This is a genomic window from Nocardia sp. NPDC004151, assembly GCF_042874235.1.
GTDB lineage: Bacteria > Actinomycetota > Actinomycetes > Mycobacteriales > Mycobacteriaceae > Nocardia.
Genome location: NZ_JBIAMR010000016.1, coordinates 91,984 through 115,442 on the forward strand (window position 1 = coordinate 91,984; position 23,459 = coordinate 115,442).

General features: G+C 71.1%; 9 protein-coding genes and 1 pseudogene. 4 read left to right on the forward strand and 6 right to left on the reverse strand.

Features of this window, described 5'->3' with window-relative positions; all coding sequences use genetic code 11:
- The first annotated feature begins 8 nt into the window (after positions 1-8).
- A complete protein-coding gene (locus tag ACFYTS_RS29445) occupies positions 9-1,457 on the forward strand; it encodes a PLP-dependent aminotransferase family protein (RefSeq protein WP_357284361.1) in 1,449 nt (482 codons plus the stop codon).
- Positions 1,458-1,507: 50 nt separating this feature from the next.
- Here the strand turns inward: ACFYTS_RS29445 and ACFYTS_RS29450 are convergent, their stop codons facing one another.
- Positions 1,508-1,801 carry a hypothetical protein gene (locus tag ACFYTS_RS29450; protein ID WP_379100899.1) on the reverse strand — a complete coding sequence of 98 codons (294 nt, stop codon included), beginning with the start codon at positions 1,799-1,801 and terminating at the stop codon, positions 1,508-1,510.
- A 165-nt stretch (positions 1,802-1,966) separates the two neighbouring features.
- Between ACFYTS_RS29450 and ACFYTS_RS29455 the strand changes: the two genes are divergently transcribed.
- On the forward strand, positions 1,967-7,438 hold the full coding sequence (locus ACFYTS_RS29455; protein ID WP_387308776.1) for a carboxyl transferase domain-containing protein: 5,472 nt from the start codon (positions 1,967-1,969) through the stop codon (positions 7,436-7,438).
- Between the two features lie 66 nt (positions 7,439-7,504).
- Here ACFYTS_RS29455 and ACFYTS_RS29460 read toward each other — a convergent pair whose 3' ends face one another.
- Positions 7,505-7,939 (reverse strand): TIGR03667 family PPOX class F420-dependent oxidoreductase, encoded by a 435-nt coding sequence (locus tag ACFYTS_RS29460; protein WP_357284353.1) that lies wholly within the window; start codon positions 7,937-7,939, stop codon positions 7,505-7,507.
- Between the two features lie 75 nt (positions 7,940-8,014).
- Entirely contained in the window at positions 8,015-11,344 is a 3,330-nt protein-coding gene (locus tag ACFYTS_RS29465) for a BTAD domain-containing putative transcriptional regulator (protein WP_387308778.1), read from the reverse strand.
- Between the two features lie 503 nt (positions 11,345-11,847).
- Here ACFYTS_RS29465 and ACFYTS_RS29470 point away from each other — a divergent pair.
- Positions 11,848-13,836 (forward strand): BTAD domain-containing putative transcriptional regulator, encoded by a 1,989-nt coding sequence (locus ACFYTS_RS29470; RefSeq protein ID WP_387308781.1) that lies wholly within the window; start codon positions 11,848-11,850, stop codon positions 13,834-13,836.
- Between the two features lie 47 nt (positions 13,837-13,883).
- Entirely contained in the window at positions 13,884-15,374 is a 1,491-nt protein-coding gene (locus ACFYTS_RS29475) for an FAD-binding oxidoreductase (protein ID WP_387308784.1), read from the forward strand.
- A gap of 48 nt (positions 15,375-15,422) precedes the next feature.
- On the opposite strand, the gene ACFYTS_RS29480 is transcribed toward ACFYTS_RS29475, so the two are convergent.
- The 3 genes and pseudogenes from ACFYTS_RS29480 to ACFYTS_RS29490 all read right to left on the reverse strand — a co-directional run.
- Positions 15,423-15,641 carry a hypothetical protein gene (locus ACFYTS_RS29480; RefSeq protein ID WP_387308786.1) on the reverse strand — a complete coding sequence of 73 codons (219 nt, stop codon included), beginning with the start codon at positions 15,639-15,641 and terminating at the stop codon, positions 15,423-15,425.
- Positions 15,638-17,227 (reverse strand): acyl-CoA carboxylase subunit beta, encoded by a 1,590-nt coding sequence (locus ACFYTS_RS29485; protein WP_357284341.1) that lies wholly within the window; start codon positions 17,225-17,227, stop codon positions 15,638-15,640. The genes ACFYTS_RS29480 and ACFYTS_RS29485 overlap by 4 nt, the downstream gene beginning before the upstream one ends.
- A pseudogene (locus tag ACFYTS_RS29490) lies at positions 17,227-23,451 on the reverse strand (type I polyketide synthase); the annotation flags it as partial. The pseudogene ACFYTS_RS29490 and the gene ACFYTS_RS29485, both read right to left, overlap by 1 nt.
- Between the last annotated feature and the right edge of the window lie 8 nt (positions 23,452-23,459).

Sequence of the window (23,459 nt, forward strand, 5' to 3'; positions counted from 1 at the left end):
CCAATCCGATGGCAAATTCCTGGTCCAATTCTGGTGTGGATCTGCATCTGCTCGTCGAGCCGGGGGCGGGACGGCGGGTCGGCGTGGAGCAGGCGTTGCGCGAGGCGATCCGGGACGGCCGGCTCGCCGCCGGGGAGCGCCTGCCGCCCAGCCGAACCCTGGCCGTCGAACTCGGACTCTCGCGCGGGACGGTCAGCGCGGCGTACGACCAGCTGATCGCGGAGGGGCTGTTGACCGCGCGGCAAGGCTCGGGCACGCGCGTCGCCGATGCTGTCGCCACCCCCGGCCCGGTCACCCCGCCTATCGTCGGCAGCCCGAAAACCGCGGCGCCACGCCACAATCTGCGCGCGGGCAGTCCCGACATCAGCCGCTTTCCCACCACCGCCTGGCTCGGCGCGGCCCGGAAGGCCCTCGGCGCGGCACCGGCGGACGCGTTCGGGTACGGCGATCCGTGCGGGCGGATCGAACTGCGATCCGCGCTGGCCGACTATCTGGGCCGCACCCGCGGCGTGCTGGCCACACCGGACCGGATCATCGTCACCACCGGCGTCCAGCAGGCGTTGGCACTGATCGGCACAGTGCTGACCGCATCCGGCACGACCGCCATCGCCATGGAGGACCCCTACATTCCGTCGTTCCGCGACACGGTGCGAGCCGCCGGACCCGTCGTGCGGCCGCTGCCGGTCGACGGCGACGGCGCGCGCGTGAACCTGCTCGGCACGACCGAATTCGACGGTGTCACGGCCGCGGTCGTCACGCCGAGTCACCAGTTCCCGATCGGTTCGACGCTGAGCCCGGCGCGACGGCAACACCTCGCCGACTGGGCCCGGGGCGGACGGCTGGTCATCGAGGACGACTACGACGGCGAATTCCGCTACGACCGGCAACCGGTCGGCGCGATCCAGGGCATCGCGCCGGACCACGTCGTCTACCTCGGCACGGCGTCCAAGACGCTCGGCCCGGGACTGCGCCTGGCCTGGATGGTGCTCCCGCCGCACCTGGTCGGCCCGGTCGCCGAGGCCAAACGCCTGGCCGACCACCACTCGGAGACGCTCGGGCAGCTGACGCTGGCCGAGCTGATCACCTCACACGCCTACGACCGGCACATCCGCGCCTCTCGGCTGCGCTATCGCCGCCGCCGCGATCTGCTCGCCGATCGTCTGAAACCTCGGGCGGGGCGACCGCTGACGGGTTTCGCCCTGTCCGGGATCGCCGCCGGACTGCACGCGCTGATCCGGCTCGAGCCCGCCGGCCTGACCGAGGCCGAAGTCCTGTCCCGCGCACGCGAGTACGGCCTGGCGCTCGAGGGCCTGTCCGGAATGTGGCTCTCCCACGAGGGGCGTCCCGACCGGCCGCAGGGCCTCGTCGTGGGATTCGCGGCGCCGTCCGAGAGCGCCTACCCGGCCGCGCTCGACGCCCTGGTGCGCGCGCTGTCGTGGAGTTCGAACCCGCGATGACCGCGGGGCCGTATGGCCTCACGACGCCGGTTCGGGAGCACGACCCCGGTTCAGGCGACGTCCCGGTCACGGCGGGCCAGGGTGTCGGCGGCATGCCGCGCGATGCTGGCGGCCTGGCGGGCCTGGGCTTCAGGGTGCGCGGTGTGCTGGTTCAGCGCCACGCGGATACGTTCGAAGGATGCGGCGGCGCTGTCGACCGCGTGGCGTAGGGCGGCGAGTTGGGCGATCAGGTCCACCACCTCGTGGGTGGTGAGGGTAAGGGTCGGGTGTTCCTCGCCGGTCAGGATGGCCTCCGCCGCGGATTCCGCCCATCGCGAGTGCAGTACGTCGAGGATGTCGGACACTCGGATCGCCTCCCACAGTCACGGCCTCAGATGACGCTTTGCCCACGATACGTACGAGTAACCCCCTACCGCGGTGGTATCGAGAGCAGCAGACGTGCACACTACCGGTGACCGGCAGTCCAAACGCTGCCCGACCGGGCCTTCGCAACATAAAGGAGCTGACGGGTGTTCAGCCGTATTGCCATTGTGAACCGCGGTGAAGCCGCGGTACGCCTCATTCACGCTGTGCGGGATCTGGCGGCCGAGACCGGCCTGCAGATCCAGACGATCGCGCTGCACACCGATGTGGATCGCAACGCGACCTTCGTCCGTGAGGCCGATATCGCCTACGACCTCGGGCCCGCCGCGGCGCGCCCGTACCTGGATCTGAAGGCGCTCGAGCAGGCGCTCAAGGCGACCAACGCCGATTCGGCGTGGGTCGGTTGGGGTTTCGTGGCCGAGGATCCGGCCTTCGCCGAACTGTGCGAGCAGATCGGGGTGACCTTCATCGGTCCCAGCCCCGACGCCATGCGCAAGCTCGGTGACAAGATCGGCGCGAAGCTGATCGCCGAGGAGGTCGGCGTGCCCGTCGCGCCGTGGAGCCGCGGCGGCGTCGAGACCGTCGAGGCCGCGCTGGCCGCGGCCGAGGACATCGGCTATCCGCTGATGTTGAAGGCCACCGCCGGTGGTGGTGGTCGCGGTATCCGCATGATCACCAATGCCGACGAGCTGGTCGACGCCTACGAGCGGACCCGGCAGGAGGCCGCGCGCGCCTTCGGCAGCGGCGTGGTGTTCCTGGAGCGTCTGGTCACCGGCGCCCGCCACGTCGAGGTGCAGGTGATCGCCGACGGTCAGGGCACCGCGTGGGCGCTGGGCGTGCGCGACTGCTCGGTGCAGCGGCGCAACCAGAAGGTCATCGAGGAGTCGGCCTCGCCGGTGCTGCGTCCCGAGCAAGCCGCCGAACTGAAGGCCTCGGCCGAGCGGCTGGCGATCGCGGTGGGTTACCGCGGCGCGGCGACGGTCGAGTTCCTGTATCACCCGGGCGACGAACTGTTCGCCTTCCTCGAGGTCAATACCCGTCTGCAGGTCGAGCACCCGATCACCGAGTCCACCACCGGATTCGACCTGGTGCGCGCGCAGCTGCACGTGGCCTCCGGCGGCAAGCTCGAGGGTCAGCCGCCCGCCGAGCGCGGCCACGCCATCGAGGCCCGGCTCAATGCCGAGGACCCCGACCGTGACTTCGCGCCCGCCCCGGGCCGGATCGCCCGTCTGGATCTGCCCGCCGGACCCGGCATTCGCGTGGATACCGGTGTCAGCGAGGGCGATACGATCCCCGCCGACTTCGACTCCATGATCGCCAAGATCATCGCCTACGGCCGCGACCGCGACGAGGCGCTGGGCCGCCTGCGCCGCGCCATGTCGCAGACCCGTGTGGTCATCGAAGGCGGTTCCACCAACAAGAGTTTCGTGCTCGACCTGCTCGAGCAGCCCGAGGTGATCGACGGCAGCGCCGACACCGGCTGGATCGACCGCGTCCGCGCGCAGGGCCGCCTGGTCTCGCACCGGCACTCGGCGATCGCCGTGGCCGTGGCCGCGATCGACGCCTACGAGGAGGAAGAGCGGGCCGAGCGTGTGCGCCTGCTGTCCACGGCGGCCGGTGGCCGTCCGCAGGTGCAGCACGAGAGCGGCCGCCCGCACGACCTGAAGCTGCGCGGCGCCGCTTACCGGGTGCGGGTCGCGCGTATCGGCGCGCACCGCTTCCGGATCGGGATCGAAGCCGGCGGCGATATGCGTTCGGCCGATGTGGATCTGGAGCGTTTCGACCGGCACACCGGCCAGATCGTGGTGAACGGCAGCCGTTTCCGGGTCGTCACCGGCACTCACGGACCGGTCACCCTGGTCGACATCGAGGGCGTGACGCACCGGATCAGCCGCGACGAGGGCGGCGTGGTCCGCTCCCCCGCTCCCGCGCTGGTGGTCGCCACCCCGCTGACTGTCGGCGACGAGGTCGAGGCGGGCGCGCCCGTGCTGGTGCTGGAGTCCATGAAGATGGAAACCGTGCTGCGCGCGCCGTTCCGGGCCCGGCTCAAGGAGAGCGCGGTCGCGGTCGGCTCCCAGGTGGAGACCGGCGCGCCGCTGCTGCGGCTGGAGCCGATCGCCGATGACACCGAGACCGAGAACGCCGCTCCGGCCGCCACGGTCGAGCTGGATCTGCCGGGCGCGCCCGCGCCGGTCCTGCCGCACGAGGGCCTGACCCGCAGCCTGCAGGATCTGCGCAGCCTGCTGCTCGGCTTCGACGTGGACCCGCACGACGAGCAGCGGGTGCTCGACGACTACCTGGCCGTGCGCCGGGCGGCCGTCGCCGACAACCGCCGTCCGCTGTCCGAGGAAATCGAGCTGGTACAGGTCTTCGCGGATCTGGCCGAGCTGAGCCACAACCGGTCCTGGGAGGACAATGGCTCGCAGGGCCACGTGCACAGCGCCCGCGAGTTCTTCCACACCTACATGCAGAGCCTCGATGTAGAGCGGGCCGGGCTGCCCGAGTCGTATCGGGCGGATCTGAGCGCGGCGTTCGCGCACTACGGTGTCGCCGAGCTGGATCGCTCGTCGGACCTGGAGGCGGCGGTCTTCCGCATCTTCCTGGCCCAGCAGCGGCCGGCCGGAACGGTCACCGTCATCACCGCGCTGCTGCGCGAGTGGCTGAGCGAGCCGGTGCCGGACCGCGCGCTGCGCGAGCCCGCCGGTCTGGCGCTGGAACGCCTGGTGACCGCGACGCAGTTCCGGTTCCCGGGTCTGGCCGACCTCGCGCGTGGTGTGGCGTACGCCTGGTACGCCCACCCGCTGCTGCGCCGCAACCGCGCCCGGGTGTACACCACCGTGCGCAAGCACCTGAGTTTCCTGGACGCCCAGCCGGATACGGCCGAGCGCACCGACCGCATCGCGGACATGGTGCGGGCGACCGAGCCGCTGGTGCGTCTGCTGGGTCAGCGTCTGGTCCGCGGCAGCACCGACAACACCGCCATGCTGGAGGTGCTGACGCGGCGCTACTACGGCAACAAGGACCTCACCGATGTGCGGACCGAGGAGTCGAACGGGCAGCGTTTCGTCATCGCCGAGCGCCGGGGCGTGAACCTGGTGTCGGCGGCGGTGAGCTTCGACGCGCTCGACACCGTGCTGCGCGGACTGGCCGAGGTGGCGCGTGATTCCTCGTCCGTCGAGGCCGACATCTACCTCAGCTGGGAGAAGCAGCCGGAGGACTTCGAGGCGATGGCGGTGGCGCTGCAGGAAGCGCTTGCCGGACAGCCGCTTCCGGGTCAGGTGCACCGGATCACCTGCACGGTGGCGGGCAGCGGTGGCGCGGTCATGCACCACCACTTCACCTTCCGGCCGGCGACCACGGGGATGTCGGAGGAGCGGCTGATCCGCGGTCTGCACCCGTACATCGCCCAGCGCATGCAGATGCGCCGGCTGCGCAAGTTCGACCTCACCCGCCTGCCGTCCTCGGACGACGAAGAGGTGTACCTGTTCCGCGCGGTGGCCAAGGAGAATCCGGCCGACGACCGTCTGATCGCGTTCGCGCAGGTGCGCGACCTGGCCGCGCTGCGCGAGCACGACGGCCGCCTGCTGGTGCTGCCCACCGCGGAGAGCACCATCGCCACCTGCCTCGACTCCATCCGCCGCGCCCAGGCGCAGCGGCCGTCGAACAAGCGGTTCAACACCAACCGGATCGTCATGTACATCTGGCCGGTGGTCGATGTGACCCGCAGCGAGCTGGAGACGGTGATCGCCGGGCACGTGCTGCCGATGACGGCGGGCGCGGGCCTCGAGGAGATTCTGCTCATCGCCCGGCAACGGGATCCGCAGACCGGTCAGCTGGAGAAGATCGCGGTGCGCGTCTCCTTCGACGCGACCGGCGGTGTCCAGGTGAGCGTCGGTGAGCGCACCGACGACGCGGTCGAGCCGCTCGACGAGTACCGACAGAAGGTGCTGCGCGCGGGTAGCCGCAACACCGTCTACCCGTACGAATTGACCGGCCTGCTGGGTGAGTTCAGCGAGTACGACCTCGACGCCTCGAACACCCTGGTGCCGGTGGACCGGCCCAAGGGCCGCAACAGCGCGGCGCTGGTGGCCGGTGTGGTCATCACCCCGACCCCGCAGCATCCGGCCGGTGTCATGCGTGTCGCCCTGCTGGGCGATCCGACGAAGTCGCTGGGCGCGTTGTCGGAGCCGGAGTGCCGCCGGGTGATCGCGGCCATCGATCTGGCCGAGTCGCTGCGGGTGCCGCTGGAGTGGTACGCGCTGTCCTCGGGCGCCCGCATCTCGATGAAGTCGGGCACCGAGAACATGGACTGGGTGGCGGCCGCGCTCAAGCGGATCGTCGAGTTCACCCAGGTCGGCGGCGAGATCAATATCGTGGTCAACGGCATCAATGTCGGTGCGCAGCCGTACTGGAACGCCGAGGCGACCATGCTCATGCACACCAAGGGCATCCTGGTGATGACGCCGGAGTCGGCGATGGTGCTGACCGGCAAGCAGGCGCTGGACTTCTCGGGCGCGGTCTCGGCCGAGGACAACTTCGGCATCGGCGGCTACGACCGTGTGATGGGCCCCAACGGCCAGGCCCAGTATTGGGCGCCGAATCTGCTTGCCGCGCGGGACATCCTGATGGCGCACTACGACTTCTCGTACGTGGTTCCCGGCGAGGACGGTCCGCGCCGCGGCAAGACCGCCGACCCGGTCGACCGCGATGTCTCCGACTTCCCGCACGTGCTGGAGGGCAGCGACTTCGCGACCGTCGGGGATATCTTCTCCACCGCCGCGAACCCGGATCGCAAGAAGCCGTTCGACATTCGCACCGTGATGCGGGCGCTGGCCGACCAGGACCACGAGGTGCTGGAGCGGTGGGCGGGCATGGCCGACGCCGAGACCTCCGTCGTCTTCGACGCGCGTCTGGGCGGAATCCCGGTGTGCCTGTTGGGTATCGAGTCCAAGAGCGTGGGGCGGCGCGGCTTCCCCGCCACCGACGGACCCGACACCTACACGGCGGGAACGCTTTTCCCGCAGTCGTCGAAGAAGGCGGCGCGAGCGATCAACGCGGCCAGCGGCAACCGCCCGCTGGTGGTGCTGGCCAACCTGTCCGGCTTCGACGGTTCGCCGGAGTCGATGCGCAAGGTGCAGCTGGAGTACGGCGCCGAGATCGGCCGGGCCATCGTCAATTTCGACGGCCCGATCGTGTTCTGCGTGATCTCCCGCTACCACGGCGGCGCCTTCGTGGTGTTCTCGAAGACCCTGAACCCGAGCATGACCGTGCTGGCGCTGGAGGGCTCGTTCGCCTCCGTGCTGGGCGGTGCCCCCGCCGCGGCGGTCGTGTTCTCGGGCGAGGTCAGCGCGCGCACCGAGGCCGACCCGCGGGTGCGCGACTTCGAGCTGCGCGCGACGAACGCCTCCGGCACCGACCGCGCCACCCTGACCGCGGAGCGCGACGAACTGCGCTTCTCGGTGCGGGCGGAGAAGCTGGGTGAGGTGGCCGCGGAGTTCGACCGCGTGCACAACATCCAGCGCGCCGTCGAGGTGGGTTCGGTGGACGCCATCATCAGCACCGTCGAGATGCGCCCGCGCATCATCGCCGCCATCGAGGCCGGGCTCGCCCGCCACTGATCGACAGCACACGAAACGCCCCGGCAGTCGTCCGACTGCCGGGGCGTCCTCGTTCGATGAGGAGGCTCAGAAACCGCGCAGGCGGTCCGGGGTGATGCGGACCGGGACGGAGTAGTCGGCGAAGAACTCTTCGCGGGTCATGCCGATCTCGACCAGGCCCTTGGCGTACTTCTCGACGTAGGCGTCGAGTTCGGCGGGGGTCGGCTCGGTGGTGTCGACGCGGGCGGGGCCGTTGAAGACCACGACCTGGCCGCCGCTGGCGGTGCTGTTGAGGTTCAGCGACACCCGCGGGTCGGCGGCGATATTGCGGAGCTTGGGCGTGCCGGGCTGGGTGAAGATCAGGAACTCACCGTTGGCCCACTGGAACCAGACCGGGTTGGGTTGCGGCGTACCGCTGGGGCTCACGGTGGTCAGCCAGACAATGCCATCCTCCGCCAGACGTTTGGTGACCAGAGCACCGAATTCGGTGTCGGTGTCGATGAGCGGCGAGGAAGCGGACATGCGGTCTCCTTGCGAGGTGTGGGTCGGTTCGATCCATGACGGTCAACGCCCCACTGTCCGTGGGCATTCCGCGTTTCACACGATCTTTTCGGGCCACAGTCCGGTGCCGTCGCTGAGCAGCATGGCCTCGGCGACCGCCTCGTCGATGACGTGCCGGGTCTGCTGGTCGGTGGTGATGCGGGCGAACTCGGCCACCGAGACGCTCTGGCCGGTATCGGTGATGGCGCCCTCGCGGTCGAATTCGGCGGCGAACCGTTCGGGGCCGAGCGCGGTGCGGGCCCGGGCGGTGATGCGGTCGACGTCCATGCGCTCGCCGCTGGCCAGGGGCGCGCCGGTGGAGGCCCGCGCCTTGGTCGCCGCGCCGAGCAGGCGGGCGGCCCGCTCGTAGTCCTCGGTCATCACCGCGGCCCCGGCCAGCCCTTCGACGGCCAGCGCGACGGCACGGATGTCACCGGCGACGGAGGCGGCCGACAGGCTCTCGGTGTGCAGGGTGCGGGCGGCGTCGGCGTCGCCGCGCAGCTCGGCGATGAAGCCGAGTTCGGCCAGCACCAGCGCGACCCCGTTGTGCGCCTCGATGGCGGCGAGCCAGCCCAGCCACCGGTTGAGGTGCTTCTCGGCGTCCTCCAGCCGGCCCTGCCGCCGCGCGCTCAGGCCCAGCCCGATCTCGGCGAACCCCTCCCCCAGCCGGTTGGCGTGGCTCACCGCGAGCCGCATGGCCCGGTGATGGAGTTCGTCGGCGGTCCGGAATTCGCCGCGCAGCAAGGCGATCCGGCCGAGCAGCGCGAGTTTGTGGGAGGTCTCGGTCCAGAGCCCGAGTTCCTCCACGATCTGCAGTCCCTCGTAGTGCAGGTCGTTGGCCTCGTCGTAGCGGCCCTCGAATTCGGCGAGCACCGCCAGCGCCTCGATGGCCTTGAGCCGGCCCCAGCGGTCGCCGACCTCGTCGAAGATGGCGGCGCTCAGCTGCGCGTGGTCGCGGACGGTGGCGAGGTCGCTGCGGGCGGTGTTCTGGGCGGCGCGCAGGCTCAGCGAGGCCGCGATGCCCCAGTTGTCGTCGAGGGTCCGGAAGGCGGCCAGGGCCCGGCCGACGCGGTCCTGGCTCTCGGGCAGCGCGCCCGAATACCACTGGGCGTAGCCGAGAAACCATTCGCTGCGCGCGAGCGCTCGCAGTTCGGTGTCGGTCTCGTCGCCGTCGAGGGCGGGCGAGGGGCTGACCAGCTGCCCGGCCTCCCCGATGAGCAGGGCCATGCCCGCCCGCCAGCGCAGGATGGTCGCGCGTTCGACCGGCCGCAGCTGCCCGGCCATGGCGCTGACCGCGGACAGGTAGCGGTGCGCCTCGATGAGCCGTCCGCGCAGGAAGCCGAACCAGATCAGCGAGTTGACCAGTCGCATGGCGAGCCGGGCGTTGCGGCACACGATGGCGAAGTCGGCGGCCTTGCGGATATTGGGCGACTCCACGTCGAGCTGTTCCAGCCAGCGGCGCTGGTCGGGCCCGTGCAGTTCGGCGCTGGCGTGCTCGCCGCGGTCGGCGTAGTGCATGGCGTGCCGCAGCCGCAGTTCCAGCAGGGTGCCGGTGGCCTCGAGGTATTCGACGCAGTAGGCCGCGATCGATTCCAGCAGCCGGTAGCGCGGGCCGTGCCGCGATTCCTGCATGACCACCAGGGACTGGTCGACCAGCCGGGTGAGCACGGCGAGGATCTCACCGTCCTCGCCCGGATCGCGGATGAGGGCTTTGGTGGCCGCCAGCGAGCAGTCCTCGGCGTGAACGGCCAGCCAGCACAGCACATTTCGTTCGACGCGCGAGAGCGGCGCCCAGCTCCAGTCGATGGCGGCGCGCAGGGTGCGGTGCCGATCCGGGGAGTCCCGGAAGCCGCCTTCGAGGACCTGGAAGCGCCGGTCGAGCTGGACCAGCAGTTCGTGGACGCCGAGCACCCGCACCTTGGTCGCGGCGAGTTCGATGGCGAGCGGGATGCCGTCGAGGCGACGGCAGATGGCGATGATGTCGTGGATATTGGATGCGTCGACCCGCAGGCCGGGCGCCCGCGCGGCGAAGAGCTGGACCGCGCTGGCGGTGGCGAGCGATTCGGGTCCGGTGGTGTCGGCGGGCGGCAGGTCCAGGGGTTCGACGGCGCTGATCCGCTCCCCGCGGACGGCCAGGGGGGCGCGGCTGGTCGCCAGGATCCGGCAGTTCGCCGATTCGGCGAGGATCGCTTCCACCAGGTGGGCCGCCGCCTCGACGACGTGCTCGCAGTTGTCGAGCACCAGCAGGGCGCGGCGCGCCCGCAGGAACGCCACCACCCGGTCCACCGAGTTGAGGCCCGGCGACAGGGACTTGCCGCCGGATCCGGGTGGCGCGTTGACGTCTACGGTCAGCACCGAGAGCACCGCGTCCGCCAGCACTTCCGGCCCGTGCGAGCGGTCCAGGGCGTCGAATTCGACCAGCCAGATGCCGTCCACGAAGCTGTCGACCAGGCTGTGCGCGACCGCCAGGGCGAGCCGGGATTTCCCGACGCCGCCGGGTCCGACCAGGGTGACGAGCCGATCCGAGGCGGTGTCGGCCCGCACCTCGTGTACGGCCGCGTCCCGACCGATCAGCGCGTTGGGCGGGGAGGGCAGGTTGTGCCCGAAGGTGCGGCCCGCCACCAGGACCGGTTCGGGTTGCAGGTCGGCGCGCTGTTCGAGGATGGCGCGGTGCAGATCGACGAGTTCGCGGCTGGGGTCGGCGCCACGGGTCTCGGCGAGCAGGGCGCGTAGTTCGTTGAAGCTGTCGAGGGCGTCGGCGGCGCGGCCGGAGCGGTAGAGCGCGCGCATCTGGATGGACCGCAGGCGTTCCCGCAGCGGGTGTTCGCGGACCAGTTCGTTGATCTCGGCGATGAGCGTGCGGTGTTCGCCGAGTTCGAGGCGGGCTTCGACGAGTTCGCTGCGGGCGGCGATGCGGGTCTCGTTCAGCGAGGCGGAGCTCTCCTCGCCGAAGGGCAGGTCGATGAAGTCGGCGAAGGCGGGTCCGCGCCACAGCGCCAGGGCCTCGCGCAGCAGGTCGGCCCGCGCCCGCAGGTCGGTCGAATGCTGGGCGCGCGCAACGAGGTCCAGGAATCGGGTGGAGTCCAGCCGGTGCGGCTCGACCCGGAACAGGTAGCCGGCGGGGGTGGTGACGATGTGTTCTCGGCCACCCGGCTCGGCCTGTTCGAGGGCCCGGCGGAGCTGAGAAACCTTGGTGTGCAACGATCGGGTCGGATTGGTGGGCGGGGATTCGGGCCACAGATCCTCGATCAGCCGGTCGGTGGAGACCGGGACCCCCACATGGGCGATGAGATCGGCGAGCAGCGCCCGCACCAGCGACTCCGGTATCGACACCGGGTCGCCCAGATCCGTAGCGACCTCCAACGACCCCAATACCGCGAACTGCACGATCCGATCCTATCTAATTCACTTTTCAATCAGGTGATCGGAAACCCTCACGGCCCCTGCGGAAGTGGGCCCGAAGCGAACCCGAAGGACCTTCCGACAGAATGGTCCCGAACGATCGAACAAGGCCACGACGACGAGGGAAGGGATCGCCGCCAGGGCCCTGATTGTTCATGTCGCGCGTGTCACGATCGGCGTTAATGCGCGCCGGTCAGGTCTGGCCGATCGGGCCTGGGGAGGACTCCGGGGCCGAGATCGACACCGCACCAGCGCCTCCATTGCCGTAGGCGCTCGGACAACAGGGTTCCGCCAGTGTCCCAGGACCCCTGCCGTTCCGCCGCGCACCCCGCCGACCGACGAAATTCGTTGGCGCCGTGCGCGTCCGGAAACCGGACGTCCGTGATTCAGCACCGTCAGGGACCAAAGTACCAGGGGATATCGTGTTGTTCAGCCTTCTCGGACCGCTCGAGGTCCGGCACCAGAACCAGCCATTGCGACTCGGTGGCGTGAAACAGCGGGCAACCCTCGCGTACCTACTTCTGCATCCCAATACCGTCGTCCCGGCCAGCCGACTGCTCGACGCCCTGTGGCCCACCGAAACCATGCCCACCTCGGCCCGAAAGATCCTGCACAACGCGGTGTGGTCGCTGCGAAATCTGTTCCCGGAGGACAACAGTGGACCGGTCGCGCTGATCCGGCGTCCGCCGGGGTATGTGCTCGAGGTCGACACCGACCTCATCGACCTGCATCGCTTCTATCGCCTGGCCGACAGCGGCCGCGCCGCAGCCGTGGCCGAGGACCTGGACACCGCCGCCGCTCGCCTGACCGAATCGCTGTCGCTGTGGCGCGGTTCACCGCTGTCCGACCTCACCGAGCACGGGGTCGACTGGCCCGAACTCGCGGCCGCCACGGACGCCCGGATGTCGGTGTCGGAGGACCTGTTCGAGATCGAGCTGGCGCGCGGCAACCACGCCCGGGTGGTGGACGCGCTCAGCGCGCTGGCCGATTCCGGGCAACTGCGGGAACGGTCCTGCGGACAGCTCATGCTGGCGCTCTACCGCGGCCGCCGCCCGTCGGACGCGCTGGCCGTCTACACCGCCTGGCGCAATGCCCTGATCGAGAACTACGGGCTGGAACCGGGTTCGGAGCTGCAGACGTTGCAGCAGGCCATCCTGAATCAGAGCCCGTCGCTGCTGTTGCCGGACGTCGAACCCGTGCGGCCCGAGCCGGCGGTGGTGGTCGCTCCGGCCGACCGGGTGACCCGCTCCACCGTGCTGTCGGTCCGGATCGAGGCGGGTGGGGCGGACACGTCCGAGGACAACCCGACCATGGGCGAACGCTACCTTCCGGCGATCCGGGCGGCCGCGGAGTCGTTGGGCGGCACGGTGGTCGGCGTCATCGGCTCCACGGTGATGACGGCGTTCCCGGAGCCGTGCGAGGTGGCCGAGGTGGTGGCCGCCGCGATCCGGCCGCACGAGTGGATCACCGGGGCGCGCACCGAATTCGGGGCGCGCGTGGAGCCGCGGTTCCGGGCCGCGGTGGTGACCGGTGACGCCGAAGGCCGTGTCCCCCGGGCGTATTCCGACCTGCGCACCTCGAACCGCTACGCCGACCTGTTCGACGAATGCGACCGGCTGCTGCACGACGCGCCCACCGGCTCGGTGACCGTCTGCGATCGCACCCGTCGCGAGTCGGAGACCGTGATCCGCTATCGGCAGCGCCCGACCGGGCACTGGTACGCGGCGGGCCTGGAGGTCGCGAACGATTCCGACGCCGAGACCGATCCGGATGTGCGGATGCTGCTGGGTCTGCGCGAGCGGGTCCAGCATCGGGCGGCCTCGCACCTGGTGGCGGTGGTGGCTCCGGCCGCGACCAGCGCCCGGCGGGTGGCACGCGCGTTCCGCTCCACCGTGCGCGCGCTGAGCGATGCCGAGCTGATCCTGTGCGCCCGTTTCGGTGACGGGGATCGGCTCGACACCCATCGCGCCATGCTGGCCGCCGCGTGCGGTTTCCAGGTGGGTGACGCGCCCGCGAGTATCGCGGCGCGGCTGGCCGAGGCGGCGGATCATCCGCTGCGTCCGCCGGTGGCGGCGCGCAAGCTGGCCGAGGCGCTGTACCCGCTGGCCACCGGAACCCAGTCCGACGATCCGGCGCGGGTCCGGCAGATGCTCACCGCCTGGACCGAATTGCTGTGCGCCAAAGCGGGTCTGGGTCCGATGACCCTGATCTTCGAGGACGCCCATCTGGCCGACCACGCCAATCTGGACTTCCTCGAGACCCTGCTCGACAGTGCCGAGTGCGCACCGCTGCTGGTGGTGCTCACCGGCGAGGGTTCGCTCGCGCACGGCCGCTTCGCGCGCATCGCGGGCACCCGGGAGTCCACGCTCATCACCTCCGATCTGCGGCCCGGCCGCCGGCCCGCCCAGCGGCGGCGTCCGGCCGCGCTGCTGACCGCCACCGCCGACCGGCATCCGGCGGCCTTCGCCGCCAGCTGATCCGACCTGCCCTCCGCGGCAACCACACTCGACGAGGAAGTGACCTGATGACCGAATCGCTGTTGATCCGCCCGGACGACGCGCGCTATCGCGGGCTGATCTCCGGTTCCAATACCCGATGGGTGGGCACACCCGACTACATCCGCCTGGCCCTGAACACCGAGCAGGTCGTCGAGGCCCTGCAGCAGGCGGTCGACGACGAGCTGCGCGTGGTGGTGCGCAGCGGCGGCCACTGCGACGAGGACTTCACCGCCAATGGCAAGGTGCGGGCCGTCATCGACGTATCCGCCTTGGACGCCGTGTATTTCGACGCGCAGATGGGCGCGTTCTCGGTCGGCGCGGGCGCGACCCTGGGCCGGGTCTATTCGACGCTCTACAAGCGCTGGGGCGTCACGCTGCCCGGCGGCACCTGTCCGACGGTCGGCGCGGGCGGGCATGTGGCCGGCGGTGGCTACGGCGCGCTGTCGCGGCTGCACGGGCTGATCGTCGATCACCTGTACGCCGTCGAGGTGGTGGTGGTCGACTCCGACGGCCGGGTGCGTCCGGTCGTCGCGACCCGTGAGACCGACGACCCGAACCGCGACCTGTGGTGGGCGCACACCGGTGCGGGCGGCGGCAATTTCGGCATCGTGACCCGGTTTTGGTTCCGCTCCCCCGAGGCTGCGGGCGACGACCCGGCGCGCCTGCTGCCCGCCCCGCCCGCCGAGCTCATCGTCTCCGACGTCTCGTGGTCCTGGGACGAGCTGGACGAGGCCGGATTCGCGCGCCTGGTCAGCAATTTCGGGGCCTGGCACGAACGCCACTCGGGTCCGGAGTCCGCGCACCTGAGCCTGTTCAGCCAGCTCAAACTCCAGCACCGGTCGGCGGGTTCGTTCCGGATGAGCACCCAGATCGACGCCGACGAGCCCGACGCCGAGCAGACCATGGACGCGTTCCTGGCCGCGATGGCCGAGGGCACGGGCGCGACCTACACGGTCAACGACCGCAGCCGGGTGCCGTGGTTCTACGCGGTGAAGGAGTGGTTCGGCTTCGTGGAGGCCGCGGTGGCACGCTGGAAGGTGAAGTCCACCTATATGCGTCGGTCGCTGCCCGAGCCGCAGCTGGACGCGCTGTACCGGCAGCTGACCCGCGAGGACTACCCGCACCCGTACGCCATGGTTGCCCTGGTCAGCTACGGCGGCCGGATCAACGCGGTGGAGTCGGACGCGACTGCGGCGGCGCAACGGGATTCGATCATCAAGATGCTGTACGTGACCCTGTGGACGGATCCGTCCGAGGACGAGCGGCACGATCGCTGGATCCGGGAATGCTATGCCGACGTGTACGCGGCGACCGGTGGCGTGCCGGTGCCGGGTGAGGTGACCGACGGCTGCTTCATCAACTACGCCGACGCCGATCTGGCCGACCCGGCGCTGAACGACTCGGGCGTGCCGTGGCACCGCCTGTACTTCAAGGACAACTACCCGGCATTGCAGGCCGCGAAGGCGAAATGGGATCCGCGCGAGGTGTTCTCGCACGGTCTGTCCATCCGGGCATGAGAAAGGTCCCGATGGGCGGCCACGCTGCCGCTCATCGGGACCTCCGGGTCAGCGGGACTGACCCCGATGCCGCCACGAGGTGGGCGGCTGCTGTGCGGGCGCGGGCAGGGTCCAGGCCGCCGCCCGGACCGCCGCCGTCCGCCGCGCCGGTCGGGTGACGGCGCTCAGCGCCAGGACCAGGGCGACGAGTTCGTCGTCGCCGGGTCGGCCCGATTCCACCGCCAGTGCCCCGGTCTCGCCCGCGAGTACCCCCGTCTCGCCGCTCATGCGGGCGGGTTCCCGTGCTTGCGGGCCGGGATGGGCGCGTGTTTGGCGGCGAGCATGGCCAGGCTGTCGATGAGTACGGCCCGGGTGTCGGCGGGGTCGATGACATCGTCGACCAGGCCGCGTTCGGCGGCGTAGTAGGGATGCATCAGCTCCTGCTGGTATTCCTTGATCCGTTGCGCCCGAACCAGATCCGGGTCGGGCGCGGAACCGATCTCACGCCGGAAGATCACCTGCGCGGCCCCCTCCGCACCCATCACGGCGACCTCGTTGGAGGGCCAGGCGAAGGACAGGTCCGCGCCGATGGATCGGGAGTCCATGACGATGTACGCGCCGCCGAAAGCCTTGCGCAGGATCACCTGCACCCGCGGGACGGTGGCGTTGCAGTAGGCGTAGAGCAGTTTCGCGCCGTGCCGGATGATGCCCGCGTGTTCCTGGCCGGTGCCGGGCAGGAAGCCGGGCACGTCGACCAGGGTGACGATGGGGATGTTGAACGCGTCGCAGGTCTGCACGAAACGCGCGGCCTTCTCGGAGGCTTCGATGTCGAGCACGCCGGCCAGCACGCAGGGCTGGTTGGCCACGATGCCCACCACCTCGCCGCCGAGGCGGGCGAAGACGCAGAGGATATTGCGGGCCCAGTGTGCGTGCACCTCGAAATACTCGCCGTCGTCGACGATCTCCTCGATGACGGCCCGCATGTCGTAGGCCTGGGTGGAGTCGGCGGGCACCAGGTCGGCGAGCGCGTCGTTGCGCCGGTCGGGTGCGTCCGCGGTCTCCACGGCGGGCGGGCGTTCGCGATTGTTGGCGGGCAGCAGCGAGATCAGGTAGCGCACTTCCTCGAGGCACTCCTCCTCGGTGTCGTACACGAATCCCGCGACGCCCGAACCGGAGCCGTGCACGTCCGCGCCGCCGAGTTCGTCGTGGGACACCTGCTCGCCGGTGACGGTGCGCACCACATCCGGTCCGGTCACGTACATCTGGGAGATGCCGCGCACCATGAACACGAAGTCGGTGAGGGCGGGCGAGTAGGCCGCGCCGCCCGCGCACGGGCCCAGCATCACGCTGATCTGCGGGATGACGCCGGAGGCGCGGACGTGGCGGCGGAAGATGCCGCCGTATCCGGCCAGCGCGGTCACGCCCTCGTGGATGCGCGCGCCCGCGCCGTCGTTCAGGCCGACCAGCGGCGCGCCCGCGGCCTCGGCCAGGTCCATGAGCTTGTGGATCTTCTCCGCGTGCGCCTCGCCGAGCGAGCCGCCGAAGATCCGGAAGTCGTGGCCGTAGGCGAAGACGGTGCGGCCGTGCACCTTTCCCCAGCCGGTGACCACGCCGTCGGTGTGCGGTTTGCGGTCGGCCATGCCGAAGGCGGTGGCCCGGTGCCGGCGCAGCTGGTCGACCTCCCGGAAGGTGCCCGGATCGAACAGCAGCTCCAGCCGCTCACGCACGGTGAGCTTCCCGATCGAGTGCTGCCGTTCCGTGGCGCTCGAGGGGATACCGTGCACGGCTTCGTGTTTGACGCCGTGCATTTCCTCGACCCGGGATCGCAGCCGCGCGGGCGCGATGGTGACGGGCCGTTCGACGAGTTCGGTCATCAGTGCTCACTCCGTTCCGGCGCCGGGAAATGGCCCGACTCGATGAAGAATTGGACGTAGGTGCGGAAGAGGTCGCCCGACACCGGCGGGCACACGATGCCGGTGCCGGTCAGCATGGCCTCGGTCGCGGACACGTCGATGGCCGGGTAGAAGGCCGCGGTGTCGCCGATCATGGCCTCGAAGGCGTCGAGCAGCGGGACCAGGGCGTTGTCGGTGGTGGCGCCGATCTCGGCGAGCCAGTCGGCCCGGTCACGGTCCTCGATCGGATAGCCCATGGCCCGCAGCCGCTCGACCAGTTCGGGCAGCGCGACCCGAAGCGGGTTGTGCAGGTGGAAGGTTCGCTCGGCGGCGTCCGGGTTCGCGGCCAAAGCGACGATGGCGGCGCTGACGTAGTCGACCGGGGCCAAGTGGAAGTAGCCGTTGCCGACGGGCGGCACGGCCCGCGCCTGAATGATGCCCTTGAGGGTGAGCCAGACGAAGTCGCGGGTCTGGCAGGCGCCGTGGCGCTGGTCGCCGGAGATCACGTCGACGCGGTACACCGAGACCGGCAGGCCCCGGTCGCGGGCCAGTCCGATGTTCTGCTCGGCCACCCATTTGGTGCGCAGGTAGCCGCTGGGCAGCACCTCGGGCGGACCGGTCGGGTCGTCCACGGCCAGCGGCGCGCCGTCCGCGGGTGCGCCCGGGAAGACGCCGACGGTGGAGACGTAGTGCACCGGAACCGTCCGGTGGCGGGCGGCCAGGCGCAGGATCTCCTCGGTGCCACCGACATTGGCGTCACGCAGCAACGGGTAGGGCTGGAGCCAGTGCACGGTCGCCCCCGCGTGGAACACCACGTCGACCAGCTTCGCGAGATCGTCGAAGTCGGTCTCGGACAGCCCGAGTCGCGGGGCCGCGAGATCGCCGACGATGACGCGAACCCGGTTCAGGTCCACTTCGCCCGACACCCGGTAGAACTCCAGGTTGGCGATCAGCCGCTCGGTCGCGGCGGCCTGGTCCGCGCCGCGGATCACACAGTGCACCACGGCCTCGGTGGTCGTCATGAGGTCGCGCAGCATGAACGCGCCGAGGAATCCCGAAGCGCCGGTGAGCAATACGTGATCGGGGTCGGTGGCGACGCGGACGACGGTGTCCGCGGGGCGGATGTCGTCGGCCAGGCGCACTTCGGCGGCGAAGTCGATGGCCCCGGTCGCGCCGTCGCCGGATTCGGCGAGGATGAACCCCGCCAGCGCCTCGGGGGTCGGGTGATCGTAGGCGACGGTGGCGGGCAGCCGGGTCCCGAACGCGGCCTGCAGCCGATTGCGGAATTCGACGGTGGCCAGCGAGTCGAAGCCCGCTTCGCTGAATTCTCGTGTGCTGTCGAGGGCTTCGGCGCCCTGGTGGCCGAGGACGGCGGCGGCTTCGCGCAGCACCAGGTCGAGTACCAGGGCGTGCTGTTCGGCCGGGGCGCGGCCGCGCAGCAGTTCGGTGATCGAGATGGCGGCCTCGGCATTGCCCGCCACCGCGCGCTGGGTGGGCAGCAGGCCCGAGAGCAGCCGGGTCGGCCGGGATCGGATGGCGGACAGTTCCAGCGGGGTGGCCACGACCAGGGTCCGTTCCGATCCGGCGGCCGCGTCGAGCAGGGCCAGACCGGATTCGGCGGGCAGGGCTGGGAAGCCGCCGCGCGCGATGCGCTGTTTGTCGGCGTCGTCGAGGTGGCCGCTGATGCCGCCCTCCTGTTCCCACAGGCCCCACGCGATGGAGGTGGCCGGCAGGCCGAGTCCGGCGCGGTGGGCGGCGAGCGCGTCGAGGAAGACATTGGCCGCGGCGTAGTTGCCCTGGCCCGGCCCGCCGATGATCCCGGCCACCGAGGAGAACAGCACGAACGCGGTGAGTTCCCGGTCGAGGGTGAGTTCGTGCAGCAGCCAGGCGGCGTCGGCCTTGGGCCGCAGGACCGCGGCCAGCCGGTCCGGGTCGAGGTCGCGCAGCAGGCCGTCGTCGGTGGCGCCCGCGGTGTGGACGATCGCGGTCACGGGGTGCGCGGCGAGCACGGCGGCCAGGGCGTCGCGGTCGGCGGCATCGCACGCGACGATGTCGACCTGTGCGCCGGAAGCCGTCAGTTCGGCCCGAAGCGCTTCCGCCCCCGGGCTTTCCAGGCCGCGACGGCTGAGCAGCACCAGGCGCTCGACCCCGCGCTCGGTGACCAGGTGGCGGGCCAGCATGGCGCCCAGAGAGCCGGTACCACCGGTGATCAGCACGCACTCCCCCACCCAGCGGGCCGGGGCGGGCAGGGCGACGCGCTGCAGTCGCGGCACGAAGACGCGGCCTTCGCGAATAACGACCTGGGGTTCCCCTGCCGTGACGACCGCGGACAGGGCGGCGGTCGAGGCCGGATCGTCGTCGATGTCGGCCAGCACGATGCGGCCGGGCAGCTCCGACTGGGCCGAGCGCAGCAGACCCCACACACTCGCGGCGGCGACGTCGGTGGCTCCGGAGCCCATGGCCCGCTCGGTCACCACGACCAGCGGTGCGGCGGTGCGGTCCTCGACGGCGATCCAGCGCTGCACGAGAGTCAGTGCACGCCGGGAGAGTTCGTGCGCGCCGAGTACCGGGTCGACGGTCGGCGCGGCGCCGATCGGGGCCAGGATGGCGTCGACCGGCTTGTCCGCGGTGGCGGCCTCGGCCAGGTCCGCGAACAGTGTGGTCTCCCCGACCTCGGGCAACTGCTCGGTGCCGGAGACCGCGCCCCAGCGGATGGCGCGACCGCTGACGGCGGCGGGCATCCAGTCGACGGTGAACGCCATCTCGTCGATATCCGGCCGCGCCGCAATCGATGCCACTGGCGCGGTCACCGCGCGCAGGGTGGCGACGGCCACGCCCGCCCGGTCGGCGAGCTGCAGCGTGGTCGAGCCGTCGCCGCCGGTGCGGGCCAGTACCCGCAGGGCCGTCGCACCGGTGGAGAACAGCCGGACGTCCCGCAGTTCCCGCACCGTTCCGGGGGCGACAGCGGCCAGCGCGGCGTGCAGCAGCACCGGGTGCACGCCGAAACCCGCTGCCTCGGGCGCGAATTCGTCCGGCAGCGCGACCTCGGCGTGAGTCTCGTCGTCGGTCGCCGTCGGCGGCCACTCGGTGAGTTCGAAATCCGGTGCGCCGATGCGCAATCGGACGCTGCCATGGGCGTGCGGGATCCACGGTCCCGAGGATCCCGAGGGCCGGGAGTGGATCGACACCGTGCGGTCGCCGTTGTCCAGCAGGCCGCCGACCCGGGCCTGGATGTGCAGGTCGGCCCCGGCGGGCATGGTCAGCGGAGTGCGAACGGTCAAGGCGGACAGTTCGGTGCAGCCGAGTTCGTCCGCTGCGCGGGTGGCCAGTTCCACCAGGACGGCGGCGGGGACGGGCGCGCCCGGTTCGATCCAGCGCTGCCGGCGGGACAGGCGGCCGGTGGCGACCACACCGTCGGCGGTGCGGTCGGCCAGGTCGACCGCCACCTCGAGGACGGGGTGGCCGAGAGCCGATCCGGTGCCCGCGGCCCCGATGACGGTGTCGCCCGCCCAGTGCCGCGAGCGCTGGAACGCATAGGTGGGCAGGCTGATTCGGCGTGCGCCCGTGCACGCGAACACCTGCTCCCAGTCGACCCGCACGCCGTTGGCGTGCATCGTGGCGACGGCGGCGAGGGCGGTCTCGTCGTCTTCTGCGGTGCGGCGCAGCACGGGGATGGAGATGTGCGGGCGGTCCTGGAGGGTTTCGTCGACCAGGGCGCTGAGGATGGCGTCGGGCCCGATCTCCACGAACTTGGTCACCCCGGCCGCGGCCAGGGCGGCGACGCCCTCGGAGAACCGGACGGTGCCGCGAATGTGGCGCGGCCAGTACGCGGGATCGGCGTGGTCGCCGGGGGCGGCGAGCGCGCCGGTCACATTGGACACGATGGGCATGCGGGCGGGCCGGAAGGTGAGTCCGCGGGCCACCGCCTCGAACTCGTCGAGGATCGGGTCCATGTGGTGGGAGTGGAAGGCGTGGCTGACGGCCAGGCGGCGGGAGCGGATCCCGCGCTGTCCCAGGGTTTCCGCGATGGCCTCCAGGTCCTCGGCCGAGCCGGCGAGCACCACCGAGGCGGGTCCGTTGACGCCGGCGAGGCTCACCCGGTCGGAGAGCTGGTCGCGCACGGCGTCCTCGCCCGCACGCACCGCGAGCATCGCCCCGCGCGGCAACGCGTTCATGAGGCGGGCCCGCGCGGCGACCAGGGTGGCGGCGTCGGCCAGCGACAGCACGCCCGCCTGCTGGGCGGCGACGAGTTCGCCGACCGAGTGGCCGGTGAGGTAGTCGGCGCGAATGCCCCAGGACGCCACCAGCTTCGCCAGCGCGTATTCGACGGCGAAGAGGGCGGGCTGGGTGACGGCGGTTTCGTCGAGCCGCTCGCCGGAGGTGATCTCGTCGCGCAGCGGTCGATCCAGCAGCGGGTCCAGGTGGCCGCAGACCTCGTCGAACGCGGCGGCGAAGGCCGGAAAGGCATCGTGGAGGCGCAGACCCATGCCGGGGCGCTGGGCGCCCTGACCGGTGAAGACGAAGGCGGTCTTGCCGGTCCGGGTGGAGGTCGGGTCGGTGGTCAGACCGGCGAGCAGTTCGGCCCGGTCGCGGCCGACGGCGACGGTCCGGTACTCCAGCTGGGTGCGGGTGGTCGCGAGCGAGTACGCGATGTCCAGGTCCCGAGCGTCGGTGCCGGCGGCGAATTCCGCCAGCGCGGCCGCCTGCGCGCGGGCCGCGGCCGCGGACTTGCCGGACACCGGCCAGAGCAGTGATGGAAGCCGAACCGGCTGCGGCGCTGCGGCTTCCGGCGAATCCGCTGAATCCGGCCGCGGTTCCGGCGCGTCCGGCGCGGGAGCCTGTTCGATGACGATGTGGGCGTTGGTGCCGCTGACGCCGAACGAGGACACCGCGGCCCGGCGCGGAGCCCCGGTCTCGGGCCAGGGCTGGGCTTCGTTCAGCAGGCGCACCGTGCCCGACGACCAATCCACATCCGGGTTGGGCGTCTCCGAGTGCAGGGTCTTGGGCAGAACGCCGTGGCGGATGGCCTCGATCATCTTGATGACGCCGCCGACGCCCGCCGCCGCGACCGTGTGGCCGATATTGGATTTCATCGATCCCAGCCACAGCGGCCGCGCCGAGGTGCGTTCCCGGCCATAGGTGGCCAGCAGCGCCTGGGCCTCGATCGGGTCGCCCAGCCGGGTGCCGGTGCCGTGGCCTTCCACGGCGTCCACCTCGGCGGCGGAGAGTCCGGCGTCGGCCAGGGCTGCGCGGATCACGCGTTCCTGGGAGGGGCCGTTGGGCGCGGTGAGCCCGTTGGACGCGCCGTCCTGGTTGACCGCGGAGCCACGCAGGACGGCGAGCACCTCGCGACCGGAGGCGACGGCGTCCGAGAGTCGTTGCAGTGCGAGCAGACCCACGCCCTCCGACCAGCCGGTGCCGTCCGCACCCGCGCCGTAGGACTTGCAGCGGCCGTCGGCGGACAGGCCGCGCTGCCGCGAGAATTCGATGTAGCCGCCGGGGTGTCCGTAGACGGTGACGCCACCGGCCACCGCGAGGTCGCATTCGCCGCGCCGCAGCGCCTGCGCCGCGAGGTGCACGGCGACCAGCGAGGACGAGCACGCGGTGTCGACGGTGAGGGCGGGGCCCTCGAACCCGAAGGTGTAGGCGAGCCGTCCCGAGACCACGCTGCCCAGTCGCCCGGTCATGGCGTAGCCCTCGAGGTCCGGCGGCGCGGCCAGGTCGAGGTAGCTCTGCTCGCCGGCGCCGACGAACACGCCGGTGCCGCTGCCGCGCAGCGACATCGGGTCGATGCCCGCGGATTCGAACAGTTCCCAGGCGGTTTCGAGCACGACCCGCTGCTGGGGGTCCATGCCGAGGGCCTCGCGCGGGGAGATGCCGAACAGTCCGGCGTCGAAATCGGTGGCGTGGTCGATGAATCCGCCGTGGCGGGTGGTCGAGGTGCCGACGTGCTCGGGGTCGGGATCGTAGAGGGCCGCGACGTCCCAGCCGCGGTCGGCGGGCCATTCGGTGATGGCGTCGGTGCCGGTGTCGACCAGGTCCCACAGCTGGGCGGCGGAGTTCACGCCGCCCGGGTAGCGGCAGGCCTGCGCCACGACCGCGATGGGTTCGGCCGACGCCGATTCGAGTTCGGTGATGCGGCCCTTGGCCTTGGTGAGTTCGGCTGTGGCCCAGCGCAGGTACTCGACCAGTTTCTTGTCTTCAGGCATTGCCG

Excerpts from the sequence above, each read along its gene's own strand:
- ACFYTS_RS29445 (WP_357284361.1), top strand. The coding sequence starts at position 9 with ATGGCAAATTCCTGGTCCAATTCTGGTGTGGATCTGCATCTGCTCGTC.
- ACFYTS_RS29460 (WP_357284353.1), bottom strand. The coding sequence starts at position 7,939 with ATGTCCGCTTCCTCGCCGCTCATCGACACCGACACCGAATTCGGTGCT.
- ACFYTS_RS29475 (WP_387308784.1), top strand. The coding sequence starts at position 13,884 with ATGACCGAATCGCTGTTGATCCGCCCGGACGACGCGCGCTATCGCGGG.
- ACFYTS_RS29480 (WP_387308786.1), bottom strand. The coding sequence starts at position 15,641 with ATGAGCGGCGAGACGGGGGTACTCGCGGGCGAGACCGGGGCACTGGCG.
- ACFYTS_RS29485 (WP_357284341.1), bottom strand. The coding sequence starts at position 17,227 with ATGACCGAACTCGTCGAACGGCCCGTCACCATCGCGCCCGCGCGGCTG.